The sequence below is a fragment of the Curtobacterium sp. APC 4022 genome (assembly GCF_030407555.1).
Taxonomy (GTDB): Bacteria; Actinomycetota; Actinomycetes; order Actinomycetales; family Microbacteriaceae; genus Curtobacterium.
This window is the reverse complement of record NZ_JASDDD010000002.1, coordinates 1-23,252: the sequence shown is the minus strand read 5'-3', so window position 1 is coordinate 23,252 and position 23,252 is coordinate 1. Positions and strand designations below refer to the sequence as shown.

General features: G+C 71.9%; 30 protein-coding genes. 12 read left to right on the top strand and 18 right to left on the bottom strand.

What is annotated here, in order from left to right; genetic code table 11:
• Positions 1-76 precede the first annotated feature (76 nt).
• Positions 77-958: an SDR family oxidoreductase gene (locus QL987_RS00205; protein ID WP_290155591.1), complete on the top strand. Its 882-nt coding sequence runs from the start codon at positions 77-79 to the stop codon at positions 956-958.
• A gap of 74 nt (positions 959-1,032) precedes the next feature.
• On the opposite strand, the gene QL987_RS00200 is transcribed toward QL987_RS00205, so the two are convergent.
• Positions 1,033-1,260 carry a hypothetical protein gene (locus QL987_RS00200; RefSeq protein ID WP_290155589.1) on the bottom strand — a complete coding sequence of 76 codons (228 nt, stop codon included), beginning with the start codon at positions 1,258-1,260 and terminating at the stop codon, positions 1,033-1,035.
• Between the two features lie 224 nt (positions 1,261-1,484).
• On the opposite strand from QL987_RS00200, the gene QL987_RS00195 reads away from it, so the two are divergent.
• Positions 1,485-1,904: a MarR family transcriptional regulator gene (locus tag QL987_RS00195; RefSeq protein WP_356839063.1), complete on the top strand. Its 420-nt coding sequence runs from the start codon at positions 1,485-1,487 to the stop codon at positions 1,902-1,904.
• An 83-nt stretch (positions 1,905-1,987) separates the two neighbouring features.
• Here the strand turns inward: QL987_RS00195 and QL987_RS00190 are convergent, their stop codons facing one another.
• The 3 genes from QL987_RS00190 to QL987_RS00180 all read right to left on the bottom strand — a co-directional run bounded on the left by QL987_RS00190 (position 1,988) and on the right by QL987_RS00180 (position 5,896).
• Positions 1,988-3,754, bottom strand: a complete 1,767-nt coding sequence (locus QL987_RS00190; protein WP_290155587.1) for a hypothetical protein — start codon at positions 3,752-3,754, stop codon at positions 1,988-1,990.
• Positions 3,755-4,080: 326 nt separating this feature from the next.
• Positions 4,081-5,133, bottom strand: a complete 1,053-nt coding sequence (locus tag QL987_RS00185) for a BLUF domain-containing protein (RefSeq protein WP_290155584.1) — start codon at positions 5,131-5,133, stop codon at positions 4,081-4,083.
• Positions 5,134-5,347: 214 nt separating this feature from the next.
• Positions 5,348-5,896: a hypothetical protein gene (locus QL987_RS00180; RefSeq protein WP_290155582.1), complete on the bottom strand. Its 549-nt coding sequence runs from the start codon at positions 5,894-5,896 to the stop codon at positions 5,348-5,350.
• A gap of 143 nt (positions 5,897-6,039) precedes the next feature.
• On the opposite strand from QL987_RS00180, the gene QL987_RS00175 reads away from it, so the two are divergent.
• The 5 genes from QL987_RS00175 to QL987_RS00155 all read left to right on the top strand — a co-directional run bounded on the left by QL987_RS00175 (position 6,040) and on the right by QL987_RS00155 (position 10,012).
• Positions 6,040-8,004, top strand: a complete 1,965-nt coding sequence (locus QL987_RS00175; RefSeq protein WP_290155580.1) for an alpha/beta hydrolase — start codon at positions 6,040-6,042, stop codon at positions 8,002-8,004.
• A gap of 110 nt (positions 8,005-8,114) precedes the next feature.
• A complete protein-coding gene (locus QL987_RS00170; RefSeq protein ID WP_290155578.1) occupies positions 8,115-8,513 on the top strand; it encodes a hypothetical protein in 399 nt (132 codons plus the stop codon).
• Positions 8,510-8,998: a hypothetical protein gene (locus QL987_RS00165; protein ID WP_290155576.1), complete on the top strand. Its 489-nt coding sequence runs from the start codon at positions 8,510-8,512 to the stop codon at positions 8,996-8,998. Before QL987_RS00170 ends, QL987_RS00165 begins: the two co-directional genes overlap by 4 nt.
• Before the next feature lie 47 nt (positions 8,999-9,045).
• Positions 9,046-9,519 (top strand): hypothetical protein, encoded by a 474-nt coding sequence (locus QL987_RS00160; protein ID WP_290155574.1) that lies wholly within the window; start codon positions 9,046-9,048, stop codon positions 9,517-9,519.
• Between the two features lie 7 nt (positions 9,520-9,526).
• On the top strand, positions 9,527-10,012 hold the full coding sequence (locus QL987_RS00155; protein ID WP_146248083.1) for a hypothetical protein: 486 nt from the start codon (positions 9,527-9,529) through the stop codon (positions 10,010-10,012).
• 32 nt (positions 10,013-10,044) lie between these two features.
• Here QL987_RS00155 and QL987_RS00150 read toward each other — a convergent pair whose 3' ends face one another.
• The 9 genes from QL987_RS00150 to QL987_RS00110 form a co-directional block, all read right to left on the bottom strand.
• Positions 10,045-10,329: a hypothetical protein gene (locus QL987_RS00150; RefSeq protein ID WP_111074140.1), complete on the bottom strand. Its 285-nt coding sequence runs from the start codon at positions 10,327-10,329 to the stop codon at positions 10,045-10,047.
• Positions 10,330-10,410: 81 nt separating this feature from the next.
• Positions 10,411-11,331 (bottom strand): PfkB family carbohydrate kinase, encoded by a 921-nt coding sequence (locus tag QL987_RS00145; RefSeq protein WP_290155572.1) that lies wholly within the window; start codon positions 11,329-11,331, stop codon positions 10,411-10,413.
• A complete protein-coding gene (locus QL987_RS00140) occupies positions 11,328-12,836 on the bottom strand; it encodes a cytosine permease (protein ID WP_253465641.1) in 1,509 nt (502 codons plus the stop codon). The genes QL987_RS00145 and QL987_RS00140 overlap by 4 nt, the downstream gene beginning before the upstream one ends.
• Before the next feature lie 89 nt (positions 12,837-12,925).
• A complete protein-coding gene (locus QL987_RS00135; protein ID WP_290155569.1) occupies positions 12,926-13,960 on the bottom strand; it encodes an ADP-ribosylglycohydrolase family protein in 1,035 nt (344 codons plus the stop codon).
• Complete coding sequence (locus QL987_RS00130; RefSeq protein ID WP_290155568.1) at positions 13,957-14,667, bottom strand: GntR family transcriptional regulator; 711 nt, start codon at positions 14,665-14,667, stop codon at positions 13,957-13,959. Before QL987_RS00130 ends, QL987_RS00135 begins: the two co-directional genes overlap by 4 nt.
• Before the next feature lie 56 nt (positions 14,668-14,723).
• Positions 14,724-15,179: a hypothetical protein gene (locus QL987_RS00125; protein WP_290155565.1), complete on the bottom strand. Its 456-nt coding sequence runs from the start codon at positions 15,177-15,179 to the stop codon at positions 14,724-14,726.
• A complete protein-coding gene (locus tag QL987_RS00120; protein WP_146248084.1) occupies positions 15,176-15,361 on the bottom strand; it encodes a hypothetical protein in 186 nt (61 codons plus the stop codon). Before QL987_RS00120 ends, QL987_RS00125 begins: the two co-directional genes overlap by 4 nt.
• Positions 15,362-15,708: 347 nt before the next feature.
• Positions 15,709-16,746: an alcohol dehydrogenase catalytic domain-containing protein gene (locus QL987_RS00115; protein WP_290155560.1), complete on the bottom strand. Its 1,038-nt coding sequence runs from the start codon at positions 16,744-16,746 to the stop codon at positions 15,709-15,711.
• Between the two features lie 39 nt (positions 16,747-16,785).
• Positions 16,786-17,349 carry a TetR/AcrR family transcriptional regulator gene (locus QL987_RS00110; RefSeq protein ID WP_290155558.1) on the bottom strand — a complete coding sequence of 188 codons (564 nt, stop codon included), beginning with the start codon at positions 17,347-17,349 and terminating at the stop codon, positions 16,786-16,788.
• A gap of 91 nt (positions 17,350-17,440) precedes the next feature.
• Here QL987_RS00110 and QL987_RS00105 point away from each other — a divergent pair, with 91 nt between their 5' ends.
• Both QL987_RS00105 and QL987_RS00100 read left to right on the top strand, forming a co-directional pair.
• A complete protein-coding gene (locus QL987_RS00105; protein ID WP_290155555.1) occupies positions 17,441-18,517 on the top strand; it encodes a zinc-binding alcohol dehydrogenase family protein in 1,077 nt (358 codons plus the stop codon).
• Positions 18,517-19,203, top strand: coding sequence for an NAD(P)H-binding protein (locus QL987_RS00100; protein WP_253465664.1), 687 nt, complete (start codon positions 18,517-18,519; stop codon positions 19,201-19,203). Before QL987_RS00105 ends, QL987_RS00100 begins: the two co-directional genes overlap by 1 nt.
• Here QL987_RS00100 and QL987_RS00095 read toward each other — a convergent pair.
• The 5 genes from QL987_RS00095 to QL987_RS00075 form a co-directional block, all read right to left on the bottom strand.
• Positions 19,200-19,367 carry a hypothetical protein gene (locus QL987_RS00095; RefSeq protein ID WP_253465667.1) on the bottom strand — a complete coding sequence of 56 codons (168 nt, stop codon included), beginning with the start codon at positions 19,365-19,367 and terminating at the stop codon, positions 19,200-19,202. The two genes, QL987_RS00100 and QL987_RS00095, sit on opposite strands and share 4 nt — an antisense overlap.
• Positions 19,360-19,518 carry a hypothetical protein gene (locus tag QL987_RS00090; protein WP_253465670.1) on the bottom strand — a complete coding sequence of 53 codons (159 nt, stop codon included), beginning with the start codon at positions 19,516-19,518 and terminating at the stop codon, positions 19,360-19,362. Before QL987_RS00090 ends, QL987_RS00095 begins: the two co-directional genes overlap by 8 nt.
• 162 nt (positions 19,519-19,680) lie before the next feature.
• Positions 19,681-19,995: an SMR family transporter gene (locus tag QL987_RS00085; protein ID WP_253465673.1), complete on the bottom strand. Its 315-nt coding sequence runs from the start codon at positions 19,993-19,995 to the stop codon at positions 19,681-19,683.
• Entirely contained in the window at positions 19,995-20,342 is a 348-nt protein-coding gene (locus tag QL987_RS00080; RefSeq protein ID WP_111074151.1) for an SMR family transporter, read from the bottom strand. The genes QL987_RS00085 and QL987_RS00080 overlap by 1 nt, the downstream gene beginning before the upstream one ends.
• Positions 20,339-20,953 carry a TetR/AcrR family transcriptional regulator gene (locus QL987_RS00075; RefSeq protein ID WP_221849282.1) on the bottom strand — a complete coding sequence of 205 codons (615 nt, stop codon included), beginning with the start codon at positions 20,951-20,953 and terminating at the stop codon, positions 20,339-20,341. The genes QL987_RS00080 and QL987_RS00075 overlap by 4 nt, the downstream gene beginning before the upstream one ends.
• Positions 20,954-21,103: 150 nt before the next feature.
• Here QL987_RS00075 and QL987_RS00070 point away from each other — a divergent pair, with 150 nt between their 5' ends.
• From QL987_RS00070 to QL987_RS00060, 3 genes are read left to right on the top strand one after another with little or no spacing between them, the layout of a single operon-like run.
• Positions 21,104-21,988, top strand: coding sequence for an alpha/beta hydrolase-fold protein (locus QL987_RS00070; protein ID WP_290155544.1), 885 nt, complete (start codon positions 21,104-21,106; stop codon positions 21,986-21,988).
• A gap of 44 nt (positions 21,989-22,032) precedes the next feature.
• A complete protein-coding gene (locus QL987_RS00065; protein ID WP_290155542.1) occupies positions 22,033-22,527 on the top strand; it encodes an ASCH domain-containing protein in 495 nt (164 codons plus the stop codon).
• Positions 22,524-23,048, top strand: coding sequence for a hypothetical protein (locus QL987_RS00060; RefSeq protein WP_290155540.1), 525 nt, complete (start codon positions 22,524-22,526; stop codon positions 23,046-23,048). The genes QL987_RS00065 and QL987_RS00060 overlap by 4 nt, the downstream gene beginning before the upstream one ends.
• Positions 23,049-23,252: the final 204 nt, after the last annotated feature.

Here is a 23,252-nt window from a genome sequence, read left to right as displayed (position 1 = left end):
GTCGATGAGACAATTGTCCCATCACGGGTCTACAGTGACGGTACACATGTCCCATCACTCGACTCGAGGAGTCCCCATGCACGTCTTCGTCACCGGTGGCACCGGCACGATCGGCACCGCCGTCGTCGCCGAACTGCTCGCCCACGGCCACACCGTCCTCGGCCTCGCCCGCTCGGACGCCTCCGCCGCCACCCTCACCACTGCCGGCGCAGAGCCACTGCGCGGCTCCCTCACCGACCTCGACGCCCTGCGCGCCGGTGCCACCCGCGCCGACGGGGTGATCAGCCTCGCCTTCAGCCGCGACTACGGCAGCGCCGAAGCCCTCGAGCAGGGACTGACCGAGGAGCGTGACGCGATGGCGACCCTCGGTGCCGCGCTGATCGGCACGGACAAGCCGCTCGTCACCGTCTCGGGCACCCCGTGGGTGACGGGACGCGCCTCGACCGAGGCCGACCCACTGCCGACCGAGGGCCCGGTCGCGAGCCGCGCGATCGCCGTCACCGACCTGCTCGCACTGTCGTCGCAGGGCGTCCGGACCTCGGCCGTCCGGATGCCCCGCACGGTCCACGAGGACGGGCAGGGCGGCTTCGCCGGGCTGCTCACCGACGCCGCCCGGCGCTCCGGGATCGCCGGCTACCCGGGTGACGGTGAACAGCGCTGGCCCGCCGTGCACGCACGCGACGCCGCTGCGCTCTTCCGGCTCGCGCTCGAGTCCGCACCCGGTGGCACCGCCTGGCACGCCGTCGCGGACGAGGGCGACCGGGTCGTCGACATCGCCACCGTCGTCGGGCGTCGCCTCGGCCTGCCGGTGCAGTCCGTCCCGGACGAGACGTTCGGCCCGTTCGGACCGATCTTCGCGATGGACCAGCCGTCCTCCAGTGCGCACACCCGGCAGGCGCTCGGGTGGGAGCCGACGCACCCGTCGCTGCTCGAGGACCTCGAGGTGCTGCAGCCCTGACCGACGCACCGCGCGGCGGACGGGAGGCGCCCCACCGGCTGGTGGGGCGCCTCCCGTCCGTGCCAGGAACGCGGTCAGCGCCGATCGCTGCGGTTGCGGAGGCGCAGGCGCGCGACGGTACCGACGTACGCCCCGCTCGCCCCGGTGGCCACGCTCGAGGCCAACACCCCGATCCAGTGGGTCGGGGTGTCCATGGTCGCCGCGAAGCAGGCGGAGCCACCGACGAGAGCACCGATGGAGACGATGATCGCGAAACGCACGCTCGTGAGCACGCGGACGAGGACCTTTCGGGCGTTCGACAACCTCGCACCTCACACGTTCAGGTCGCCCGACCGGCGACTCGTGTCGGAACCGTACCGAAGCGCCGCGAGGACCGCAATGTGATGTTCCAACAGATCGGCCGGCGGCACTCAGTGCTCGACGAGCGCCGGCAACGCGCGGTCGGTCTCGGCGACCTCGGTGAGCTCCGCCGCGAGCGGGCGGAGCGGCTTCGCCATCGCGGCCAGCGCCGCCATCGCCCATCGGCGTGACGCACCATCCGGCGTCGCCTGCCGTCACCACGTGCCCGCGGTGCCACGTCGACATCCGCACCTGCTTCGGACAGGTGCTCTGGGCCGACTCGTCCGGGGATCCGCTCTCACCCGCTCGGCTCGGGCAGCGGATCGGCATGACCTCCGGCTCCGTCACGGTCCTGGTCGACCGTCTGGAGGCCGCGGGCCTGCTGGCACGGAGCCGTGAGCACAGCGACCGCCGCCGGGTGACCCTGCGGCCCACACCCGCGGCGCGGGAGCGTGCGCGCGCGTTCCTGGCGGAGTCGAGCGCCGAGATCGCCGCCGCGCTGCAGGGGTCGTCCGCCGCCGACCTCGCGACCTCGACGGCGTTCGTCCGCACGATGGCCGCCGCCGCGTCGGAGGCCACGACGAGGCTCCGGGCCGGACGCTCGTAGCCGGCACCACCTGACGGACGGGAGGCCCGGTACCAGCTGGTACCGGGCCTCCCGTCCGTCAGGTGGTCGCGTCGCGACCGCGGTCAGTTGTAGCTGGCCACCCGGTTCGGCGCGGTGTTGCCCGCCGGGGTCGGGACGGCACCACCGACGCCGTTGATGACGCTCGAGATGGTGCCGGTGTCACCGAGGGACACCGTGACCAGCCCGTGTGCCTTCACGCCGGCGGTCTGCGGGACCTCGAACGCGCGGTCGGCGTGCACCGACTTGTTCGTGTTGAAGAAGCAGTAGACACCGCCGCCCCAGATCTCGTGCGTCGTGACCGTCGACGCCACCTTGTAGGCGGCGTACCCGGCGCCGGTCGGACTCTGCCACGAGGCGTTGTCCGGCACGTCGTACGGCATCTCGTTCTGGAAGAAGATCGTCTTCCCGTTGTTGCCGTTCCACTGCACTTCGTACTTTTGGTAGTGCTCGACGAAGAGTCCGGTGGCCAGGACGTCGTTGCCGTTCACCTCGACCCCGGTCGCGCCGGTGTTGACCGTCCAGCCCGTGGCCGCCCCACCGTGGTCGGCGCGCCAGGCCCAGATGTGGTCGACGAGGGTGTCGTCGGCGTTCACCTGCAGCGTCGTCGTCGCCCGGCCCTGGATGCTCGAACCGACGCGGAAGAACACGTCCTGGATGCTCTGCGGGTCGGCCGCGTGGTCGACGTGCGAGCCGCTGGTGCCGAGGCGGAGCAGCTGTGCGCTGTTCTGCGAGCCCGCGTCGACCACGAGGTTCGACACGTTCACGCCGGCGACGTCGGACGAGGTCAGCACGGCGTTGCCGGCCGTCGGCACGAGCGTCGGGAAGCCGATCCCGGTCACGACGGTGTCCGCCCTCGTCACGTTGAGCGCGGCGTTGAGTTGATAGGTACCGGGCGTGAAGAACAGGTTGAGGCCCTGCGCCAGCGCGCTGTTGATCGTCGCCGCGGAGTCACCCGGGTGCGCCACGTAGAAGTTCCGCATCGGCAGGTCCGTGCCGCCGGTGTTCGGCCAGGTGACACCGCTCGAGTTCTGCTTGAGCGACGGGACGAAGACGTGGTACTTGTTCGACGAGTCGATGTACAGGTACGGCTTCTCGCGGGTCGTCGGCGTGGTGGCGAGCGTCGTGTAGCTCTTCGAGAAGTCGTTCGCCGGAGCACCCTGCACGCCCGAGAACGTCATGTTCCAGTTGCCGCCCTGCCACGACCCGAGCGTGGAGTTGCGGGTGTACCACTGCTGCTGCGAGCCCGAGGTGACCGTGCCGTCGACCTTGCTGTCCGCGATGTACCCGCCCGACGAGTAGCCCTGACCGCCGTCCTGGTTCGACGGCCCCATCGTCAGGTTGCCCTTGATGTGTACGCGGCGCATCGGCGCGGCCTGCGACACCGCCCAGCGGTCGGTCCCGCCCTCGGGCACGATCGCCAGGTTCTCGACCGAGCGCCAGAAGTTCTGCGTGGCGTTCGACTCGTCACCGGCGTTCCACCCGGAGTCGACGTTGACCGCACCGTTGATCGTGACGTCGTCCGGGTTCTTGCCGAGGCCGGCGACCGAGGTGTAGAACCCCAGGTTCGCCCACACCCGGCCGTAGTTGCCCGGCTTGAACAGGAACGTCGACCGCTGCGTGCCGAACTGCGCGGTCGGGCTGCGGAGCTGGGCGTTGAACGCGGCGTCGACGTCGGCCTGGATGGTCGACGTCGGTGTCGAGGGGCTGTAGACCTTCACGTTGCTGCCGAAGTCCGGGGTGTCGCTCGTCGTGACCGCCTGGGCCGACATCGCCGGGACCAGCGCCCCCACGACGCCGGCACTCACGGCGAGGGCGACGAGACTTCTCATCCGTCGTTGCATGATGCTCGATTCATGACCGGTGCGGCGTCGTTGCCGCACGGTCGCGACGCTAGACCTGGTCGAGCACGCTCCGCAGTCCCACGAACGGCGGACAAGTGCCGACCCGGAGAATGCGTTCGGCCGCCTGATCACCACCCGAAGGCGACCAGACGGCCGGCTCACCACCCTGGGTGAGAGAGCAGGGCGCAGATACCCGGTCCACGCCCTGGGGACCATCATGGCGGAACCGGGAGCCCTCCACCGCCCCCACTCCACGGCTAGACCGGTTGGTCGGGGCGGAGCGGGGTGCGGCGGGGCGCGGCGCGGCGCTCCGCTCAGCGGGACGGGGCGACCGGGATGTCCCAGTACGTCGGCTGCTCGTACTGCTCGGACCAGCCGCGGCGCATCCGGGCGGCCGCGCGGTCGAACGCGTCGATGGGGTCCGTGTCCGGCGTGAGCAGCGCCTGCAGCCGGAGCCCGTCGTAGAGCGCCAGCAGCTGCTGCGCACCCCGCTCCGGGTCCATCGTGGCCGGCTCACGACCGTCGCGGACGTCCGCGGCGAGCGCCGTCCGGATCGTCTGCCGGAACTGCAGGTACGCCGACCGGTAGTAGTCGGCACCGTCGACGGTCGGGTCGGTGGCGGCGCCGAGGATCGAGGCCAGCAGGCGCATCAGGCCCGGCTCCTCGACGTGGGCGGCGAGCAGCGTGTGCAGGAACGCGACCGTGCCGCGCTCGGTGATCATCGGCAGGAGCGGTGCCGACACGGCGAGGCTCCAGCGTTCGACGGTCGCGGCCAGCAGGGCGTGCCGGTTCGGGAAGAGCCCCTCGACCTCGGCGACGCGCATGCCGCACCGCTCGGCGACCGCCTCGGTCGAGAACGCGACCGTGCCGGCGTCGTGCAGCACCGCGATCGCACCGTTCAGGACCCGGGTGCGCGGTGCTTCGGCGTCTGCCGAGTCCTGGCTCGTCAGCGGTGCGAGCGGGTGCTTGCGGAACCACTCCAGCAGCGCGCGGGCCCGGGAGGCGCCGGCCTCCGCGTCGGTCGGGCGCTGCGTGTCGAACAGGTCGCTGAAGCCGGGGACCTCGCGCATCAGCGGGTCGAGGGGCTGGAACGCCATCGACCAGTCCGGGAACGAGCGCTGCTGCACCGGGTCGTCGCAGAGCACCCGCACGTTGGTGTGCCGCGGGTCGAGGCGGATCTGCTCGAGGCGCTCGTGGACGACGTCGTCCTCGCCCTCGATGATCCCGATGCAGTTGGCGTCGCGGTGGGCGAGCATGCCGGTGACGCCCATGCGCGTGTTCTTCTCGCGGCCGACGGCCAGGATCTGCGCGAGCTCCGAGTCCGAGATCGGCCGGGTCTGCGTGCTGGTGTAGACGAGCGAGCGCATCGCCGGCCTCCCTGTGTCGAGGAAGGGGGCGGTGTGCCCCCGGAACGAGTCAAGCGCTCCGCGGGCTGCGGCACCAGCCCCGTCTTCGGGTCGCGTGGGCGCGGTGGCGGCGGGACCGCCGGACGGGAGGCGCGGGGCGGGGCCGGGCCGCGCCTCCCATCCGGCAACCGGTCACCGGGTCACCGGGTCAGCGCTCTCCGTCTCTCCGGCTGGGTCAGGGTGTCGGAGACGACGTGCTCTGTCGTCTCCGTTCCTCGACCGCGCTGCCCTCGGCGCACTCGGAGACGCCGACGACGCTGAAACGTCGCGCGTCGGCGAGGAAGTCCATCGACGTCGCGGGGCCGCCACGTCCGCGGATGCCGAGGATCGGGTCCGCGGCTCCCGATCGGTACCGCTCGGTCGTGATGCCCCTGTCCTTCCACAGCTTCTCCACCGCTGCGACCGCCTTCGCCGGATCGATCCGTGGCCCGTCCTGCATGAGGATGTACGTGTAGGTGAGGCCGTCGTCGGCTGCTTCGGTGCAGGACTCAGCGGTCGGTTCGCTGTACACCTTCCAGTGGCCGCCGATCGTCGCTGTCGTGTCGTCCACGACGCTGACGATCGACTTCTTGGCTTCTTCGGGCTTCACGTGCGCGCCACCGGTACAGGCGGTGAGGGCCAGCGTCAGCGCGACGACTGATGCCGCAACGACGCTGCGGGTGCGGACGCGGTCCGCGTTGGACGCCAGTCGCCCTGTCGTACCGGTCGTCGTCGCGTGCTGCATCCCCGTGCCTCCCCCGGTGCGCCCGGACGCACCAGCACGACAGTAGCCGCGTGGTCGCGCCGGGAACTCGACCATGGGCAACGAGCGACACGGTGGGTACAGTCGGACGAGCACACCTGTGAGGGTGCGCAGGGGGGAACATCGTGGGGGACATCCAGTACGACGAAGCGTCCGCCGACGCACTCGTGCGCGCGGCAGATGCCGCTGCCGAGCAGCTGCGCGGGCAGGGCACCGGACGCCGGGCCGCGGTCGAGAAGGGCACCGACGACTTCTCGGGCGCCTACGCCACACGCTTCGAGGAGTCGGCGCAGATCGAAGCGGCGGACCGGCCGAAGCTCGCGACCGTGCTCGACGACCTGAGCGACCAGGTGACCGCGGCGACCGCGGCCGCGAAGCGCGAACGTGAGCGGCAGGAGGACCTGGCCGCGTGGCAGGTCCGACAGGACGAACGGGACCGTAAGGCTGCCGAGTCCCCGACCACGTTCTTCGAGCCCCCGCCCACACTGGGCTTCGACTTCAAGCCGTCCGAGACACCGATCGCGCCGCCGAGCATCTCGGCAGCGTTCTCGGCGCGGTCTCGGACACGGACCGGCAGCGGGACGTCCGGCGGGAAGAGCTCAGCCGACCCGGACCACCTGCGGTCCTTCGCGACGGACTACCGGGCTCTCGACCTGGCGACGACGGAGAAGCAGACGACGCTGCGCAACGCGTGGAACGGCTTCACGGGCTCCTGCGGGTGGGTGCGTGTCTCGTCCGCGACCTTCTTCATCGGCTTCGACCGGTTGCTCGAGGAGAACGGCGAGGACGCTGCCTGGGCCGACCGGATCGCCGACGCGTTCGAACGAGCGGGCGGTCAGGGGTCGATCTCGAACGCGACGCTCGACGTCTCGGCCGCTGCGGAATTGCCGGCGGCCATCACGGAGCTGCTCGACCCGGACCTCACCCCCGCGCAGGTCGCCGAGCGCTGGGCGGCGCTCGGGTACTCGAAGGCGGACCAGCGCGACCTCGAAGCCCTCCCGATCCCGGTGCTCAGCAAGATCGGCAACCTGGAGGGAGTCGACTACTGGGCGCGGGACACCGCCAACCGTGCGGTGCTCGACGCCCGCATCACCGCTGCCGAACAAGAGGTCGAGTCCCTGCGCAACACGATCGCCTACGACAACGGAGCCTCGTGGGGGAAGGCGTCGACGAACCTCGAAGCGCTCCAGGCGATCAAGACCGCCAGCGAGTTCCAGGGGGACAGCAAGGCCGGAGAGCGGTTCATCGTCTCCCTCACCGACGACGTCCCACCGCTCGCAGCGGTCTCCATCGGCGATCTCGACACCGCCGACAACGTCACCTGGGCCGTGCCCGGCATGGGTTCGGACACGACGGGCATGGTCGGCTGGACGGACTCGGCGCAGAACATCTACGACCAGCAGAAGGACATCGGTCCCGACGATCGAGCCGTCATCAGCTGGATGGGCTACGACACCCCGCCGCAGCCGGTCATCTCGGGGGAACTGGACTTCGGCGTCCTCGGCAGCGAGTACGCCCAGAAGGGCGGCGACAACCTCGCGGACTCCATCCGAGGCCTCGACGCCGTGCGCTCGGGCGATGTACCGACGACGAACATCGTCGCGCACTCCTACGGGACGACCGCCTCGGCCTACGCGCTGACCCAGAGCGACGTCCACGTGAACACGCTCACGACCGTCGGGTCCGCCGGCCTGCCGAACGAGATCGACCAGGCGACCGATCTGCACGTCGACGACGTCTACGCCGGACAGGCGCAGGACGTGTGGCTGATCGAGCCGGAGAAGGGCGACCAGTGGGCGTGGACGGGGCGCCTCAGTCCAGAACACAGCCAGAACCCGATCGACCCCGACTTCGGAGCCACACCGTTCGGTACCGACGGGATCGTGACGGACGGGGGCGACGTGAACCCGGTGGAGGACCACGGCACGCACACGGGCAACGACCGGGGGTACCTCGATCTGGGTACCGAGTCCCTGCGGAACGTCGGCTACGCCACGACCGGACATGCCGACGACATCACGGCCGACCCGCCGAAGGGCCCGACCCAGTACCAGAGGTCCATCCTCGAGACGCCGCAGTGGACACTGTGATGGTGCATCGAGGAAGCCACGGCCCCGTCAGGACGAGCATCGGCGTCGCTCTCGTCCTGACGGCGGGCCTGACCATGACCAGTTGTAGCGACAGCCCCGGAGGCAGCACAGTGAAACCGTCGGATGCGAAGAAGTCCGTCGTCGACCTCGTGAAGGAGTCGACTGACGCTGTCGGTGGCGAATGGACGCTCTACCGAGGTCCCTCCGCTGAGGTCTGCGAGCAGCCCGGTGGCGGTGAGGGTGCACGTTTCGTGTACATCCTCGAGCGCGCCGGCGCGGACGGTGCCGCTCCGGCCGCCGACATCCGCAAGGTGGAGGATCTCTGGAAGAGCAAGGGGATCACGACCGAGCGCTTCGAGAGCGGGAGCGCTGACCCGCTCACCGGCATCAACGGGGTGGACGGTCCCGTCACCTCCGTGGGGTTCAACGCGTACCCGCAGGGCTACACGATCAGCGGAGTCTCGAAGTGCTCCGACGGTGACGTCGCGGAACTGCGCCAGGCGGAGTGAGAACACGCGTCATCTGGGCGGTCGCCACGGGTGCTGCCGTCACGCTCCTCCTCACCAGCTGTGGGAGCAGCGACTCCGGCGGGACCGGGCGACAGCCGTCGACCGTCGAGAAGTCCATCGTCGATCTCGTCGAGAGCTCCACCGCTGCGATCGGCGGCAAGTGGGAGGTGTACAGCGGTCCGTCGGTGGAAGCCTGCGGCGACGGCGCTTCTGACAGCGCGCGCTACGTGTACATCATGGACCGTGTCGACCGACCTGGCGGCGACCCGACCGCGGACCTCGACGAGATCAAGGCGCTCTGGAAGGGCGCCGGTATCGAGGTCTCCGACTACGAGAGCGGCGGTGCGGACCCACTGCTCGGCGTCCGCGGATCCGGCGGCCCGACGACGTCCATCGGCTTCGACGCCTTCCCGAAGGGCTACAGCATCACCGCGGTGTCCCAGTGCGCTGACGGGAACGTGAGCGAACTACGCAAGTCGGAGTGACCGGCATGACGAACAGGAGACCACTCGTGGATGCTCGACGGGCAGCCGTGGCAGCGATCGGGGCGCTGCTCTGCTTGGGCACGCTGGCGGGCTGCAGCGCCAGCAGCACCTCAGACGACAGCGGCCGCGAACCAGCAACCGTGCGGAAGTCCGTGGTCGATGTCGTCGAGCGCTCGGCCGCCGCTGTCGGCGGGAACTGGAAGGTCTACAGCGGCCCCTCCATCGAAGGGTGCGGGGACGGTGTGGAAGACAAAGCCCGTTACGTCTACATCATGGAACGGTCCGGCTCGACCGGTGACGAGCCGGCCGACGACGTGAAAGCCATGGCGGAGTTCTGGGACGGCGAGGGGATCGCCACCACGGCGTACAAGAGCGGCGGGGCGGACCCCCTCCTGGGGATGCGGGGAAAGGGCGGTCCGATCATGACGATCGCCTTCAACGCGTACCCGGAGCGGTACAGCATCACCGCGGTCTCCGCGTGCGCTGACGGCAACGTGAGCGACCTGCTCGAGGACGAGTGATGACGCGATGACCGGCGCGGATCTCATCCGAGGGCTTCGGGGAACACTCGTCGTGGTGCTGGCCGTGGTCGCCCTGTCCGGCTGCAGTGCCGGACAGACCGACGCGCGGCCATCGGTCGTGAAGAAGGAGATCGTCCACTCCGTGACGCTCGCAACGTCGGACATCGGCGGCGACTGGCGGGTCTACCGCGGGCCTGACGTGGAATCGTGCAGCGACCATGACGAGGACCACGTCCGGTACGTCTACATCGTGGAGCGTCCGAAGAGCGCGGACGACGACGTCGCCGCCGACATGCGGAAGCTCGAGGGATCGTGGGAACACGCGGGCATCGCCGTCGAGCGGTTCTCGACGAAGGGGGAGAACCCGACCGTCGGGCTCCGGGGATTCGGCGGCCCCGTCACGTCGATCGGGTACGTGTCGTACTACGGCGGCTACCGGATCACCGGTGCCTCGAAGTGCGCTCCCGGCGACGCCCTCGACCTCTCCGACTGAGGCGGGGCGCGTCCGTCCCACGATGCGGGTGGTCAGCGCATGAACAGGATCTGCACTGCGGCGATGACGATGACGGCACCGATCGGCACGCCGGCGATCACCAGCGCAGCCGGGATCTGCGTCCGTCGGATCGTCCGGGGGCCGCCGGCGCCGCGGGCGAACTCCGTGGCCGCGACGAGTTCCGGCGCAGCGGCGGGCGGGATCGGTGGCGGAGCGGGTCGGTCGTCCTCGAACGCCGGGACCTCGACCACGAAGGCGGCCGGGTCCACGGTCGGGGGCAGCTGGGTGTACCGGTTGCGTACGGTTCGTTCGTCCATGGTGACCCTCCCTCCGTGCACACTATGCCGCCTGCCAGGGGTCCGGTAGTGCAATCAGTTGCTCGCACCTCCGCTCACGGTTCACGCCCCGGCGAGCAGCGCGTCCGTCTCGCCCGCCGTCGGAGCGGTCGCCGGTCCGGTGCGGGTCACCGCGAGTGATGCCGCCGCGTTGGCCCGGCGGACGGCGTCCTGGAGGCTCGCCCCACGACCCAACGCCGCCGCCAGTACGCCGTCGTGTGCGTCACCCGCCCCGTTGGTGTCGACCGCGACGACGGGGAACCCGGGGACCAGGACCGGTTCGCTGCCGGACTCGACCACCCAGCAGCCGTCCGCGCCGTCCCGCACCAGGGCGGTGCCCCGCGCTGCCGCGGCGATGGCGGCGGCAGCCTCGGCGAGGGTGGCCGACGTCGGGGACAGCAGGCGGGCCTCCCGGCTGTTGGCGCTGACCACGTCGGAGCGGGCGGACACGGCGGCCAGGACGGCTGCCGGCAGGGTGTCGACGAGGGGTGACGGGTCGAACACCACGCGGACGGACGACGGCACCGTGCCGAGCCAGTCGGCGATGGCCGCGCCGTTGACCGCGTGCGCCAGGCCGTAGCCGGAGACGAAGACGACGTCGTCGGCGCGGAGCGCGACGCGGTCGAGGTCGGCGCGGGTGAGCTGCCCTTCGGCGCCGACGCTCGTGACGAAGGTGCGTTCGGTGGTGGCGTCGACGAGGGCCACGCAGTAGCCGCTGTCGGCGTCCGGGAGCCCGGGCTGCACGACGGTGACCCCGGACTCCTCGAGCGCCTGGCGGACGACGTCGCCGAACGGGCCGGTGCCGTACTGCCCGGCGAAGACGACGTCCATGCCGTCGCGACGGGCGGCGACCATCGTGTTGAGGCCGCCGCCGGCCGTGATCTCCGAACCGTCGGCGATGACGTCACCGCCGGGCTCGGGCAGGGCACCGATGCGCATCACGATGTCGACGATGACGTTGCCGACGGAGACGAGGCGGCTCATCGGATCGTGTGCTCGGTGCGCGGGAGCGGCGCGGACTGGTCGGGCTGCTCGTGCAGGGTGCCGCGGGGGCCGCCGGTGAGCAGGTAGACCGCGGCGGCGACGATGAAGGTGACGACCCAGCCGAGGCCGTTCGCGCCGATCCAGGTGTCCGAGAAGGCGCCGACGAACACCGGGTCGGCGTCGCCCACCTGGACGTTGGTGAACAGGAAGCCGACGACGATCGCGACGACCCAGGCGGTCACGGCGCGCCAGGCGATGCCGCCCGCGTACCAGTAGCGACCACCGCGGCGCAGGTCGAGCAGCGCGCTCGGGTCGTACCAGGTGCGGCGGAGCATGTCGGCGATGAAGACCCCGAGCCAGGCGGTGATCGGGACGGCGAGCACCGAGATGAACGTGATGAACGGGGCGTAGAAGCCGTCGGCGACGAGCATGAAGTACATGGCGCCGAGCGTGGTGATGACGACGTCGACCGCGACGGCCCAGACCCGCGGCACCTTCACGCCGAGGGTCAGCGTGGTGAGGCTGGCCGAGTACACCGACAGGTGGTTCGACAGCAGGAGCCCGCCGAACGCCGCGATCAGGTACGGCACGGCCATCCAGCTGGGCAGCATGTCGCGGATCGCGGCGACCGGGTCACCGGCCTGGGCGAGGGTCGGGTCGCCGGCGGACACCAGGGAACCCAGCCCGACCAGGACGACGAGCGGGATGCCGGCACCCGCGGCGCTGGCGGCGACGAGCTTGCCGGCGCGGACACTGGTGCGGGTGTAGCGGGCGATGTCGGCGCCGGCGGTGGCCCAGCCGATGCCGGTACCGGCGGCGATGGTGCCGATGCCGATCACCATCGCGGCGACGGGGCCGGCGGGCTGGGCACCGACGACGTCCCAGTCGATGCGGGCGACGAGGAACACGGCGACGAAGACGTTGAGGGCACCGAAGACCCACGTCGCCCACTTCTGCACGGCGACGATGAACGCGTGGCCGAGGCCGGAGATGAGCACGGTCGCGGCGACGAACAGCAGGATCGCGACGACGGTGACGACCGGGTGCGCCTTGGAGCCGCCGTCGGTGCCGAACAGGATGGTGAACAGCGAGAGCAGCACGAACGCGGCCGTGGTGGTGTTCACGGTCTCCCAGCCCAGACGGCTGAGGAGCGAGACGGCGGTCGGGCCGATGTTGCCGCGCACGCCGAAGACCGCGCGGCTGAGGGTCAGACCGGGCGCTCCGCCTCGACGACCGGCGATCGAGATGACCCCGACGACGGCGAACGAGCCGGCGGCACCGATGACGGCGACGAGCAGTGCCTGCCAGACGGTGAGGCCCTGGAACGCGACGAGGGTGGCGCCGAGGGGCAGCCCGAGGATCGAGATGTTCGCGGCGAACCAGACCCAGAACAGCGCACCGGGTGTGCCGGTGCGCTCGGCGACGGGGACCGGCTCGATGCCGCGCTGTTCGATCGTGGTCAGGGTGCCGGACTTGGTGCCGGTGTCCGTGGGGGTGGTGGTCATCAGGTCCTCTTACGTCATCGGAAGGGTGCGAGGGGTGAGGCCGGGCGACGGTGAAGGGGGGACACCGCCGCCCGGCGGTCTGTGGGGCGCTACCGGCGAGCGGCGGCGCGGAGGACGAGGAGCTGCTGGGTGAGCTCGTCGAGGTGCAGGTCGTTGACGGTCTCGACCTGGTGCACGGCGTCGTCGGACCAGGCCGGAGCACCGTGCACGGCGCCGAGGACGGCTCCGGCCATCGCGGCGATGGTGTCGGTGTCGCCGCCGATGCTGGCCGCGGTGCAGACGGTCTCCCAGGGGTCGAGGTCGAGGGCGACGAGGGCGAGGGCCGCGACGACCGACTCCTGCGACGCGACACTCGTCCCGACCAGTCCGGAGACGACGTCGATCCGCTGGTCGGCCGGCACGCTGGCGAGGTGTCCACGGGCCCACTCGGTGCGCTCGGCGATCGAGGCGCCGGCGACCCAGTGCCCCCGGGTCGCACCCAGGCGTGCGGCAGCGATCGCCACGTCGAGTGCCTCGGACCGGGTCGCACCGTCGATGCCGGCGGAGACCGCGGCGGCGATCGCGCTGGCGCCGGCGATGCCGAGGCCGGTGTCGTGGGTGACCCGCGAGGCGTCCTGCACCGCGTCGACGAGTGCCGCGACACCGCCTGATCCGGTTTCACCGACCCCATCGAGGGGCGTGGCGATGCCGACCGGGGTGATCCGCATCGCGGCACCGTTCGTGGTTCCCGTCGACCCGGCTTCGGAGGCCGGGACCCCGTCGAGGATCCGTTGCACGGCCGTCTTGGTGCTCGGCCCGAGGAGGTCGAGCGAGCCCTTCGCCGCCATCGTCCGCTCCCAGGCGATGAGCGCCTGGGCGAAGTCGACGGGGTCGAGTCGTCCGTCGCCCTGCACGAGCAGCTGCGCCACGAGGACGGCCTGCTCGGTGTCGTCGGTGATGCTCGCCGCGGGCATGCCGTGCGCGATCCGCTGGTGGGGCCCGGCGTCGACGAACCCGTCGATCACCCCGTGGTCGGCACGGATCTGGTCGAGGGACATCGACTGCGTGGGCATGCCCAGGGCATCACCGATCGCGAGCCCCCGGAAGGCCGCGAGCGCGTGCTCGTACTCGGCGCTGGTCGTCACGACTCGCTCCCGAACTTCATGTGCAGGCGGAACCGGCTCGGGTCGAGCAGGCTGTCGACAGCCTCCACGAACGTGCCGTCGGCCGTCCGGGAGACCCGTCGGCTGTGGAGGAACGGCTCACCGGGCGCCCTGTGGAGGGAGGCTGCCTCGTCTGCGGTGAGGGGCTGGATGTCGACCCACTGCTCGGCGAGCGCGGGCACCAGGCCGGCACTGGCGATCGTGGCGGTGAGGGAGTCGTCGACGAGCCCTTCGTCGACGGCGCGGACGAGCCTCCCGAACGGCGGGACCAGGCTGCGCTCGAGCGACACGTCCGGTCCACCGACCACGTGACGGACGCGGTCGACCGCGATGAAGTCGGGGTCGACGAGCCCGAGTTCGGCTGCCTGGCCGGGTCGGCTGACACGCTCGATGCGCAGCACCCGGACGGCGATCTCGGTACCGGTGGCCGCGAGCGAGCGGGCCCAGCCGCTGCGGGGGTCGAGCGCGGCGCCGTCGAAGGTGACGATCGAGCCGATGCCGCCGTGGATGGCGATGTACTCCTCGTCGGCCAGGTCGGCGAGCGCCGCCCGCACGGTGCCGCGGCTGACGGCGAAGCGCTCGGCCAGGTCGTGCTCGCCCGGCAGGCGTTGGCCCGGGGCGTACCGACCCGTGGCGATCGCGTCGCGCAGGGCGTCGGCGACGAGGCGTCGCTTCGATGAGACCGGCATGGACAGGAGACTACATGTACAAGACCTGTTCAGCCAGCCAGCGCGAACTCGAACGGTCAGCGACGCGAACGCGGACCATCACCGACGACGAGCACGACGAGGAGCACCGTCACCCCGAGCAGCAGCAGGCCGAACGCGATAGAGGCACCACCGAAGCTCGCACCCACGCCGAGCCAGAGGAGTCCGGCGCCCCCCGAGATGATGGCCAGCACGATCCCGGCGGAGTTCACGGGCGCGCGCGGCGCGGGCACCACCCACAGGGCGACCACTGTGACGACGGCAGCCACGAGCGGACCCCAGACGAGCATCGGGAACGCGATGCTCGCGAGCGCGGACAGACCGGAGGCCTGGGCGAACATCAGGATCGGGAACGGCAGGCCCACCAGCAGCACGTCGACGACGAGCGTGAGCCAGGCAAGGACCCGCCAGTGGAGACGAACCGGCACGGCGACCGCGGTCTCCCCGTCGGGCCCGCGCACGGGCGGACGGACTCCGCCGCTGTTGGCGGTCATGGGATCCGCACCGGGTCCCACGCACCGGCCTCCGAGCCGTACGCACCGACCCGGGTCCGCGCGCCGTCCGGGACGTCCGTGTCGATCCCGAACGCCTCGACCGAGGGCGGCACCGTCAGGTCCCAGGTCTCGATCCCGTTCTCGGAGGACCGTGCGGTGGGTTCGGGGCCTCGATGGCTCACGCCGTGCTCGTTTCCGTCGGAGCTGGCCGACCCGGCTGATGCCGGTCCATCGGGTCCGGGTGCGCATCCGGTGAGGAGCACGACCACGAGGGCCGCGACCGCGGGTCCGACGACTCGCCGTGACGGTGTCACCGCCGCGCACCGCTCTGCCCGGTGGACGCACCGTCTGCAGAACGCGTCGCCCTGACCAGCGCCCCCGCTGCAGCGTCGTCGAATTCGACCCCCATGCTCGGCATCGTAACCACGTTGCCCGGACAGCGGTCCGGCGAGATGCTCGCGGCCGACGGTTCGACGGACGGGAGGCCCGTGCCCGGCTGGTCCGGTGCCTCCCGTCCGCCTCGGGCCGACTACAGGACGACGACCGTCGTCCCCGCGGACGTCGCCGGCCGGTCCATCGCCTCGAGCGCCGCCGGCGCCTGGTCGAGCGGGATGGTCCGGCCGACGAGCGGGGCAGGGTCGAGCCGGCCGTCGGCGATCTCGGCGAGCATCGCCGGGTACTCGTGCGCGGACATGCCGTGGCTGCCGAGCAGTTCGAGCTCGAGTCCGATGACCCGGCCGAGGTCGACCTGCGGGGTGGCGTCCGCCCCCGCCAGGAGTCCGACCTGCACGTGCCGACCACCCGGGCGGAGCGCGGCGATGCCCTGGCGGACGAGGGACGCGCGGCCGAGTGCCTCGACGACGACGTGCGCGCCGCCGTCCGTCGCGACGCGGATCTGCTCGTCGACGCCATCAGACCGGGCATCGATCGTGGTGGTGGCGCCGAGGGTGCGGGCGAGCGCGAGTGCCTCGGCGGAGACGTCGACCGCGACGACCCGGGCACCGCGTGAAACGGCGACGACGATCGCCGAGAGCCCGACTCCCCCGCAGCCGAAGACGACCACGTGCTCCCCCGCCGCCGTGCGTGCACGGTTCACGACGGCCCGGTAGGCGGTGGCGAAGCGGCAGCCGAGCCCTGCGGCCGTGGCGTCGTCGATGGCGTCGGGCACGGCGACCAGGTTGGCGTCGGCGTGGTGCACGACGACCTGTTCGGCGAAGGACCCGGGCCGGTCGAAGCCAGGCTGGGTCTGGTTCGGGCAGATGCTCTGGCGCCCGGCGATGCACGTCGGGCAGGTGCCGCACGCGTTGACGAACGGGGCCGTCACCCGAGCGCCGGGCTGCCACTGCCGGACCTGGTCGCCGACGCGCTCGACGACGCCGACGAACTCGTGGCCGGGGACGTGCGGCAGCGCGACGGTGTCGTCGTGGCCGTGCCAGGCGTGCCAGTCACTGCGGCAGACGCCGGTGGCGACGACCCGGACGACGACGGCGTGCGGTGGGCACGCGGGCTCCGGGACGTCGGTGACGACGGGCGTCGCGGAGAAGGAGTCGAAGGTGACGGCGCGCATGTGCCCGATCCTGCCACCCGGGCAGTCCGGGCCCGACGATCAGGGCCGGGCGGCGAGGGGCAGCGCGGCGAGGACCTCGTCGATCGTCGCCGACATCGAGCGGGACTCCGGCTCTGCACCGGCCCAGGTGTCCAACGCCACATGGAACACGAGCACGCCGAGCTCGGCCAGGACGGCGGCCTGCAGCGGCGTCTCGCCCCGTTCGACGAAGGCGCCCCGGGCAGCGCGGACCAGGTCGGCGCGCTTCCGGGCGTCGCGGTCGCGCAGTTCGTCGTTGCTCTCGACGATCCGACGCCAGGCCGCGGTCTGGGCGTGGTTGTCGTCGAACCGGGCGGCGGCGACCTGGTGCAGCACGCGGCGGATGACCTCGACCGGCTCGACGTCGGCCGGGGCCTCGGCGATGAGCCGTGCGGCGGTGGTGGGGATCTCGTCGCCGGCGAAGACGACCTCGCGCTTGTCGGCGAAGTGCCGGAAGAACGTCCGGGTGGTCAGGCCGGCACGTGCGGTGATCTGCGGCACGGTCGTGGCCGCGAAGCCCTGCTCGGCGAAGAGTTCGAAGGCCGCGCGCTCGAGTCGTCCTCGTGCATCGGGAGCCCATCGCATCGGTCGATCGTACCTGATGACACGACGTGCCATGAGGGCATACGATGACATCACGTGTCATCACGCTGGCACCGAGGAACGAGGAACCGAAATGACCGCCGCCGACCCCATCACCACCCCGCCGAACGAAGCACTGTTCCTGCTCGGCCCGCGCGGCCCCTTCGAGGTCCGCCCGACCGCGATGCCCACCCCCGGCGCCGGCGAACTCGTCGTCCGGGTCCGCGCGGTCGCGGTGAACCCCGTCGACGCCATCACCGGCCCGCTCCGCCGCCTCGTCTCGCCGTGGGTGCGGTTCCCGACCGTCCTCGGCAGCGACGTCGCCGGCGAGGTCGTCGCGGTCGGCCCCGACGTCACGGACCTCCGGGTCGGCGACCGGGTGACCGCGTTCGCCGCCGGACAGGAGAAGGCGCGGAACCGCCCGTCCGAAGGCGGGTTCCAGCGGTACGTGACGGTCCTCGAGCGCGTCACCACGCGCCTCCCGGCCGACGTCGCGTTCGACCGTGCCGCGGTCCTGCCGCTGGCACTCGCCACGGCCGCCGCCGGCCTGTACGAGGCGGACCAGCTCGGCCTGCCGTTCCCGACGGTCGGGGCGTCCCGCGCGGACGAGGTCGTCCTGGTCTGGGGCGCGTCGACGAGCGTCGGCATGAACGCCGTGCAGCTCGCCCGCGCCAGCGGCTACACGGTGGTCGCGACGGCCGGACGGGCGAACCACGACCTGGTGCGCGCCCTGGGCGCCGAGGCCGTCGTCGACTACCGCGACGCCGACGTCGACCGTCAGGTCGTCGCGGCACTCGGCGGACGGCGCCTCGTCGGCACCGTCGCGATCGGCAAGGGCTCCCTCGGACACGCCCTGCGCATCGCGCGCTCCGCCCCCGGCACGAAGCGGATCGCATCCGCCTACCCCGACCCGGTGACCAGCGTCCGCTCGCGCATCGAACGGCTCCGCGGCATGCACGTCACCGCCATCTGGGGCGGGACCCCGGTCGTCTCCCCGGTCGGACCGGCGGTCTTCCGCGACTTCCTGCCCGCGGCCCTGGCCGACGGACGGTTCCGCCCGGCACCCGAGCCGACGGTCGTCGGCGACGGACTGGAGGCCCTCCCCACCGCCCTGCAGACCCTCCGGAACGGCGTCTCGGCGACCAAGATCGTCGTCGGGATGGACGCCTGATGCCGTCGCAGCGCACGCTCCTGGTGTTCGGCGGGACCGGGCAGACCGGCCGCCACCTCACCGACCTCGCCCTCGCGGCCGGACACCGCGTCCGCGTCCTCGCCCGCACGCCCGCGAAGGCCGGACCCACACGTGCCGGACTCGAGGTACGGCAGGGATCCGTGACCGACGAGCTCGACCTCGACGGGCTGCTCGACGGTGTCGACGCGGTGGTCTCGCTGCTCGGAGACGTGCAGGCGCAGCGGACCGCGATGGTGAACACGGCGTTCGTCCGACGCCTGGTGCCCGCGATGCGCCGGACCGGGGTGCGCCGGTTCCTGTACCAGGCAGGTGCCCTCAGTGCGCCGCCGCACGCACGGTTGACGCCGACGCTCTGGGCGATCCGGAACACCGTCGCCCGCAGCTACGACGGCCAGCACCGGGACAACGAGGCGGTGATGCGGTACCTGGCCGACGAGGCGATGGACCTCGAGTGGATGGCGCACCGCGCCGGCATCGGGTCGGACGGCCCCTCGAAGGGCGTGCTCGAACGGACCGAGGGGACGCCGGGCATCGGGACGTTCGGGGACTGCGCCGCGTACGACCTGCGGCTGCTGGACGACCCGACGGCGGTGCACACGATGAGCCTCAGCGCGTACCGGAAGACCGGCCGGCGGGCAGGGGGCGTCGCGCGGGACCGCAGCTAGCGGAGCCGCGGTTCGGCGCGGAAGAAGTCGGAGTACCGCGGCTCTCCCGGCTCCCAGAGCCGCGAGGTCACGATGGCCGCCAGGTCCTCCGGCGGGGTCAGGCCGTGCCGCCGCCACTGCGCCGGATCGGCCCGAGCGGCGCTGATCGCGTGCCGGTCAGGCACGGGCACCGTCCCGCCGGTCGTCGTGGTGCAGGGTCTCACGCGGGGGCACGGGCGGCCGTCGGCACCGGCCGAGGCTGATCGAGCGGGTCGGCGGCAGGGAGACGTCGGCGGGGTCGATCCGGGTCGCGATCGGGGTGATGGTGGTGAACACGGGCGTCCCTCCCGGGGATCAGTGGAGCGCCCGACCGGTGGGATATGGACGCTGATGTTTCAACGTCCTCATGTGTACGACATGCAAACTGATATGGCAATGACCCGGTTCGGAACAGCTCGACACTCCCGACCAGCACCCTCCGGATCAGCACCCTCCGCCTCAGTGCCCGAGCTCGACGAGCAGCACCCCCACGATGATGAGTCCGATCCCGCCGAGCATCAGCCGGGTCAGCGGCTCGCGGAACAGCACGCGCCCGAGCACCGCCGTCAGCGCCACCCCGGTCGCCGCCCAGATGCCGTACGCGACCCCGATCGGCAACCCCAGGGTCAGGGCGACCGCGAGCAGGCTGAACGCGACGACGTACCCGGCCACGACCGGGACGTAGTAGCGCTTCTTGCCGTCAGTGGCGAGTTTCAGGCTGATCGTCGCGGCGACCTCGGAGACGATCGCGATCGCCAGCAGGACCCATCCCATCAGTGCGCCTCCCGCTTCCGTGCGGCCAGCGCTCGCTGCGACCCGAGCTCGACGAGCAGCACCCCGACGGCGATGAGCGTGATGCCGATCCCCATCACGAGGGTGAGCGCCTGCCCGAACAGCACCGCCGCCAGCACCGCGGTCAGGGCGACCCCGGACGCTCCCCAGATGCCGTACGCGACCCCGATGCCCATCCCGCGGCGGAGGACCAGGACCAGCATCCCGAACGCCACCAGGTACCCGACGACGACGAGCGCGTACCAGCCGGCGTGCTCGACGGCGGCCTGCAGCGCCAGGGAGGCGGTGACCTCGGCGACGATCGCGGAAGCCAGGAACACCCACTTCACGATGCGCTGCCGTCCACGAGGGTGGCGGTCGTCCGGGCCGCGAGCGCGATGGTCGCGGCGGCAGCGGCGTCGTCGCGGTCCTGCAGCCAGGCGGTGCTGACGCCGTCGGCGAGCGCCACGAGCAGACGGGCCACGGTCTCGGGGGGTGCGGTCCACCGGAAGCGCCGGTCGTCGGTCCACGCCTCCAGGTGGGCACGCACGGCGTCCACGTAGGCGCGCTGCTCCCAGTCGGCGACGTCCTGGAGGCCCGGGTCACGTCGTGCGAGGGCGAACAGCTCCACGAGTGCGAGCGCGGTCGCGGGGTCGGCGCGGGTCGTGTCGAGGTGGGCGGTGAGGCCGGCGGTGATCCGGGCCTCCGGGGCGAGTGCGGCGGTGTCGGTGGCGAAGGCGGCGGCCATCGCGGTGCGGAGTTGGCGTTCCAGGACGGCACGGAAGAGCGCTGGCTTCGTGGCGAAGCAGTAGTGGAAGGCGCCGTGCGGCAGCCCGGCGCGACTGGTGACGGCGCGGGTGGTGACGGCGGCGACGCCCTCGTCGCGCAGCACGGCGAGCGCGGCGTCGACGAGCTGGTCACGGCGTTCCTCGACGCTGCGGTGCTCCTGGGTGGTGGTCATGCTGCGACCGTAGCGTCGAACTTGGCCAAGTGGCCGAGTCTCCCAGCGTCTTCCGGGCTGATCGGGTGCTGAAGGGTTGCGCAGCGTGTCGCGAGGGCTTCCCCAGTACTCCCTGGGAACGTCGTCGCACCACAACGGAAGAGGGGTCCGATGACCGCACTGTCGCGACGCACGCTGCTCATCGGCGGCGGGTCGGTGGTCCTGGCGGCCGCTGCCGGCGCCGTCCTGGTCGAACAGCGCGTGCTGCCCGGACGGTCCGCGGCGGAACGGCTGCTCGGCATGACCGGACCGGCGGGTGTCGTCCCCACCACCGCACCCGGTCGGCGCCTCGAAGGCTCGTTCACCTCGGCTGCCCGCGGCGGCGCTGAGACCGGGTGGACGATCAGCTACCCGCCCGGCTCCCGCGAAGGTGACCCGCTGCCGGTCGTCGTGTCCCTGCACGGGTACGGCGGCGACCACCGCAGCAGCTTCGACCACGGCATGCACCTCGACCGGTTCCAGGCGGCAGGCCGGGCAGCGGGCGAGCCGGCGGTCGCGATCGCCTCGGTCGACGGCGGCAACGACTACTGGCACCCCCGGGCCTCCGGCCGGGACCCGCACCGGATGCTCGTCGACGAGTTCCTGCCCCTGCTGCACGACCACGGGTTGGACGTCGGACGGCTCGGGCTGTTCGGCTGGTCGATGGGGGCGTACGGGGCACTCCTGGTCGGCAGCACCCTGGGGCCGGAGCGAGTCCGGGCCGTCGCGGCGAGTTCGGTGGCGCTCTGGCCGACCCCGCAGCGCGCAGCCTCGGGGGCGTTCGACAGCGCGGCGGACTTCGCCCGGCACGACCTGACCACGCGGACCGCGGCGCTCGGAGCCCTGCACACCCGGATCACCTGTGGCACCGCGGATGCCTTCTGCCCGGGCGACGAGCAGCTCGTGCACCGGATCACGCCGGCGCCCACGTCGAGCTTCACCCTGGGCGCGCACGACTGGTCGTACTGGCGGCGCGAGGCTCCGGAGCAGCTTCGGTTCCTCGCGGCCGCGCTCTGAGGGCCTCTGGCACCGACCGAGTCGACACCGCTAGGGTCGGCGCCATGGACGCAGTGTCGCCTGCCGTGGCCGCCTTCTGGGCCGCCCGCCGTCTGGAGTCCCGGGACCTGCCCGTGGAGGTCCCCCTGGCCTGGGGCTTCGGCGCGACACCCGAGCACGCCGACGAGCTGCTCGCGCTGGTCCTGGACGGTGTGAAGGACGGCACGGCATCGTCGCTCTGGGACTACGAGGCGACCGCGGAACCCCTGCCCGAGGTCGGTGAACACAGCGTGGTCCTCGACGGCACCGGGCAGCCCCGCGCGGTCATCGTGACGACGGACGTCCGGACCGTGCCGTTCGACCGGGTCGACCCCGAGCACGCCCGAGCCGAGGGTGAGGGCGACCGGACCCTGACGTACTGGCGGGCCTCGCACGAACGGTACTGGCGGGAGCACTCCGAGGACCCGCGCGGCTGGGCGCCGGACATGCCCGTCGTCTGCGAGCGCTTCCGGCTGGTCTGGCCGACCCCGAGCGACGAGCCGACCCGGAGCGAGTCGTGACCCGGCTCCGGCGCCACACCCTCGTCGCAGCGGCGCTGATCGCCGTGGGCCTGGTGTCCGTCACCGCCTGCGCGTCCGGGTCGAGCGGCTCGAGGGCGCGGATGTACGACTCGGTCAGCAGCATGGCCGACAGCAGCTCCCTCGTCGTCACCGGCACCGTCGACGAGCAACGGGTCGCGAACGACGTCGCGAGCGCCGGCCCCACCACACTGTCCACCGTCCGGGTCGTGGACACCGCCAAGACCGACGCCGACCACCCGGCGGGATCCACGGTCATCGTCCGCCAGCACGGCACCGCGGGGTCGTCGCACCCGGGGATGCTCCTCCGGCAGGGCACCACCTACCTGCTCTACCTGGGTCCGTCCGCACTCGAGGGAGACCTGGCCGAGCAGTTCTTCGTCACGGGCGGAGCCGCCGGTGTGTACGTCGCCGAGGACGGTCGGACTGACTTCCGCCGGGGCATGGACGAGGGCGACGACCTCCCCGCCCGCCTCAGCCTCGCCGACGCCCTGGAGGGCTGAGCCGCCTTGACACGACCGGGGCGAGACGGACGGGAGGCGCGGTGCCAGCTGGCACCGCGCCTCCCGTCCGTGGGTCGGGCTCAGCCCACCACGAGCTGACGGACCAGCGCCGGGATCCGCTCCCGGAACGGGAAGAACCCGCGGGACGCGGACGGCCACGACGCACTGTCCCAGCGGCGACGGACGGTGACGAGGGCGACCCCC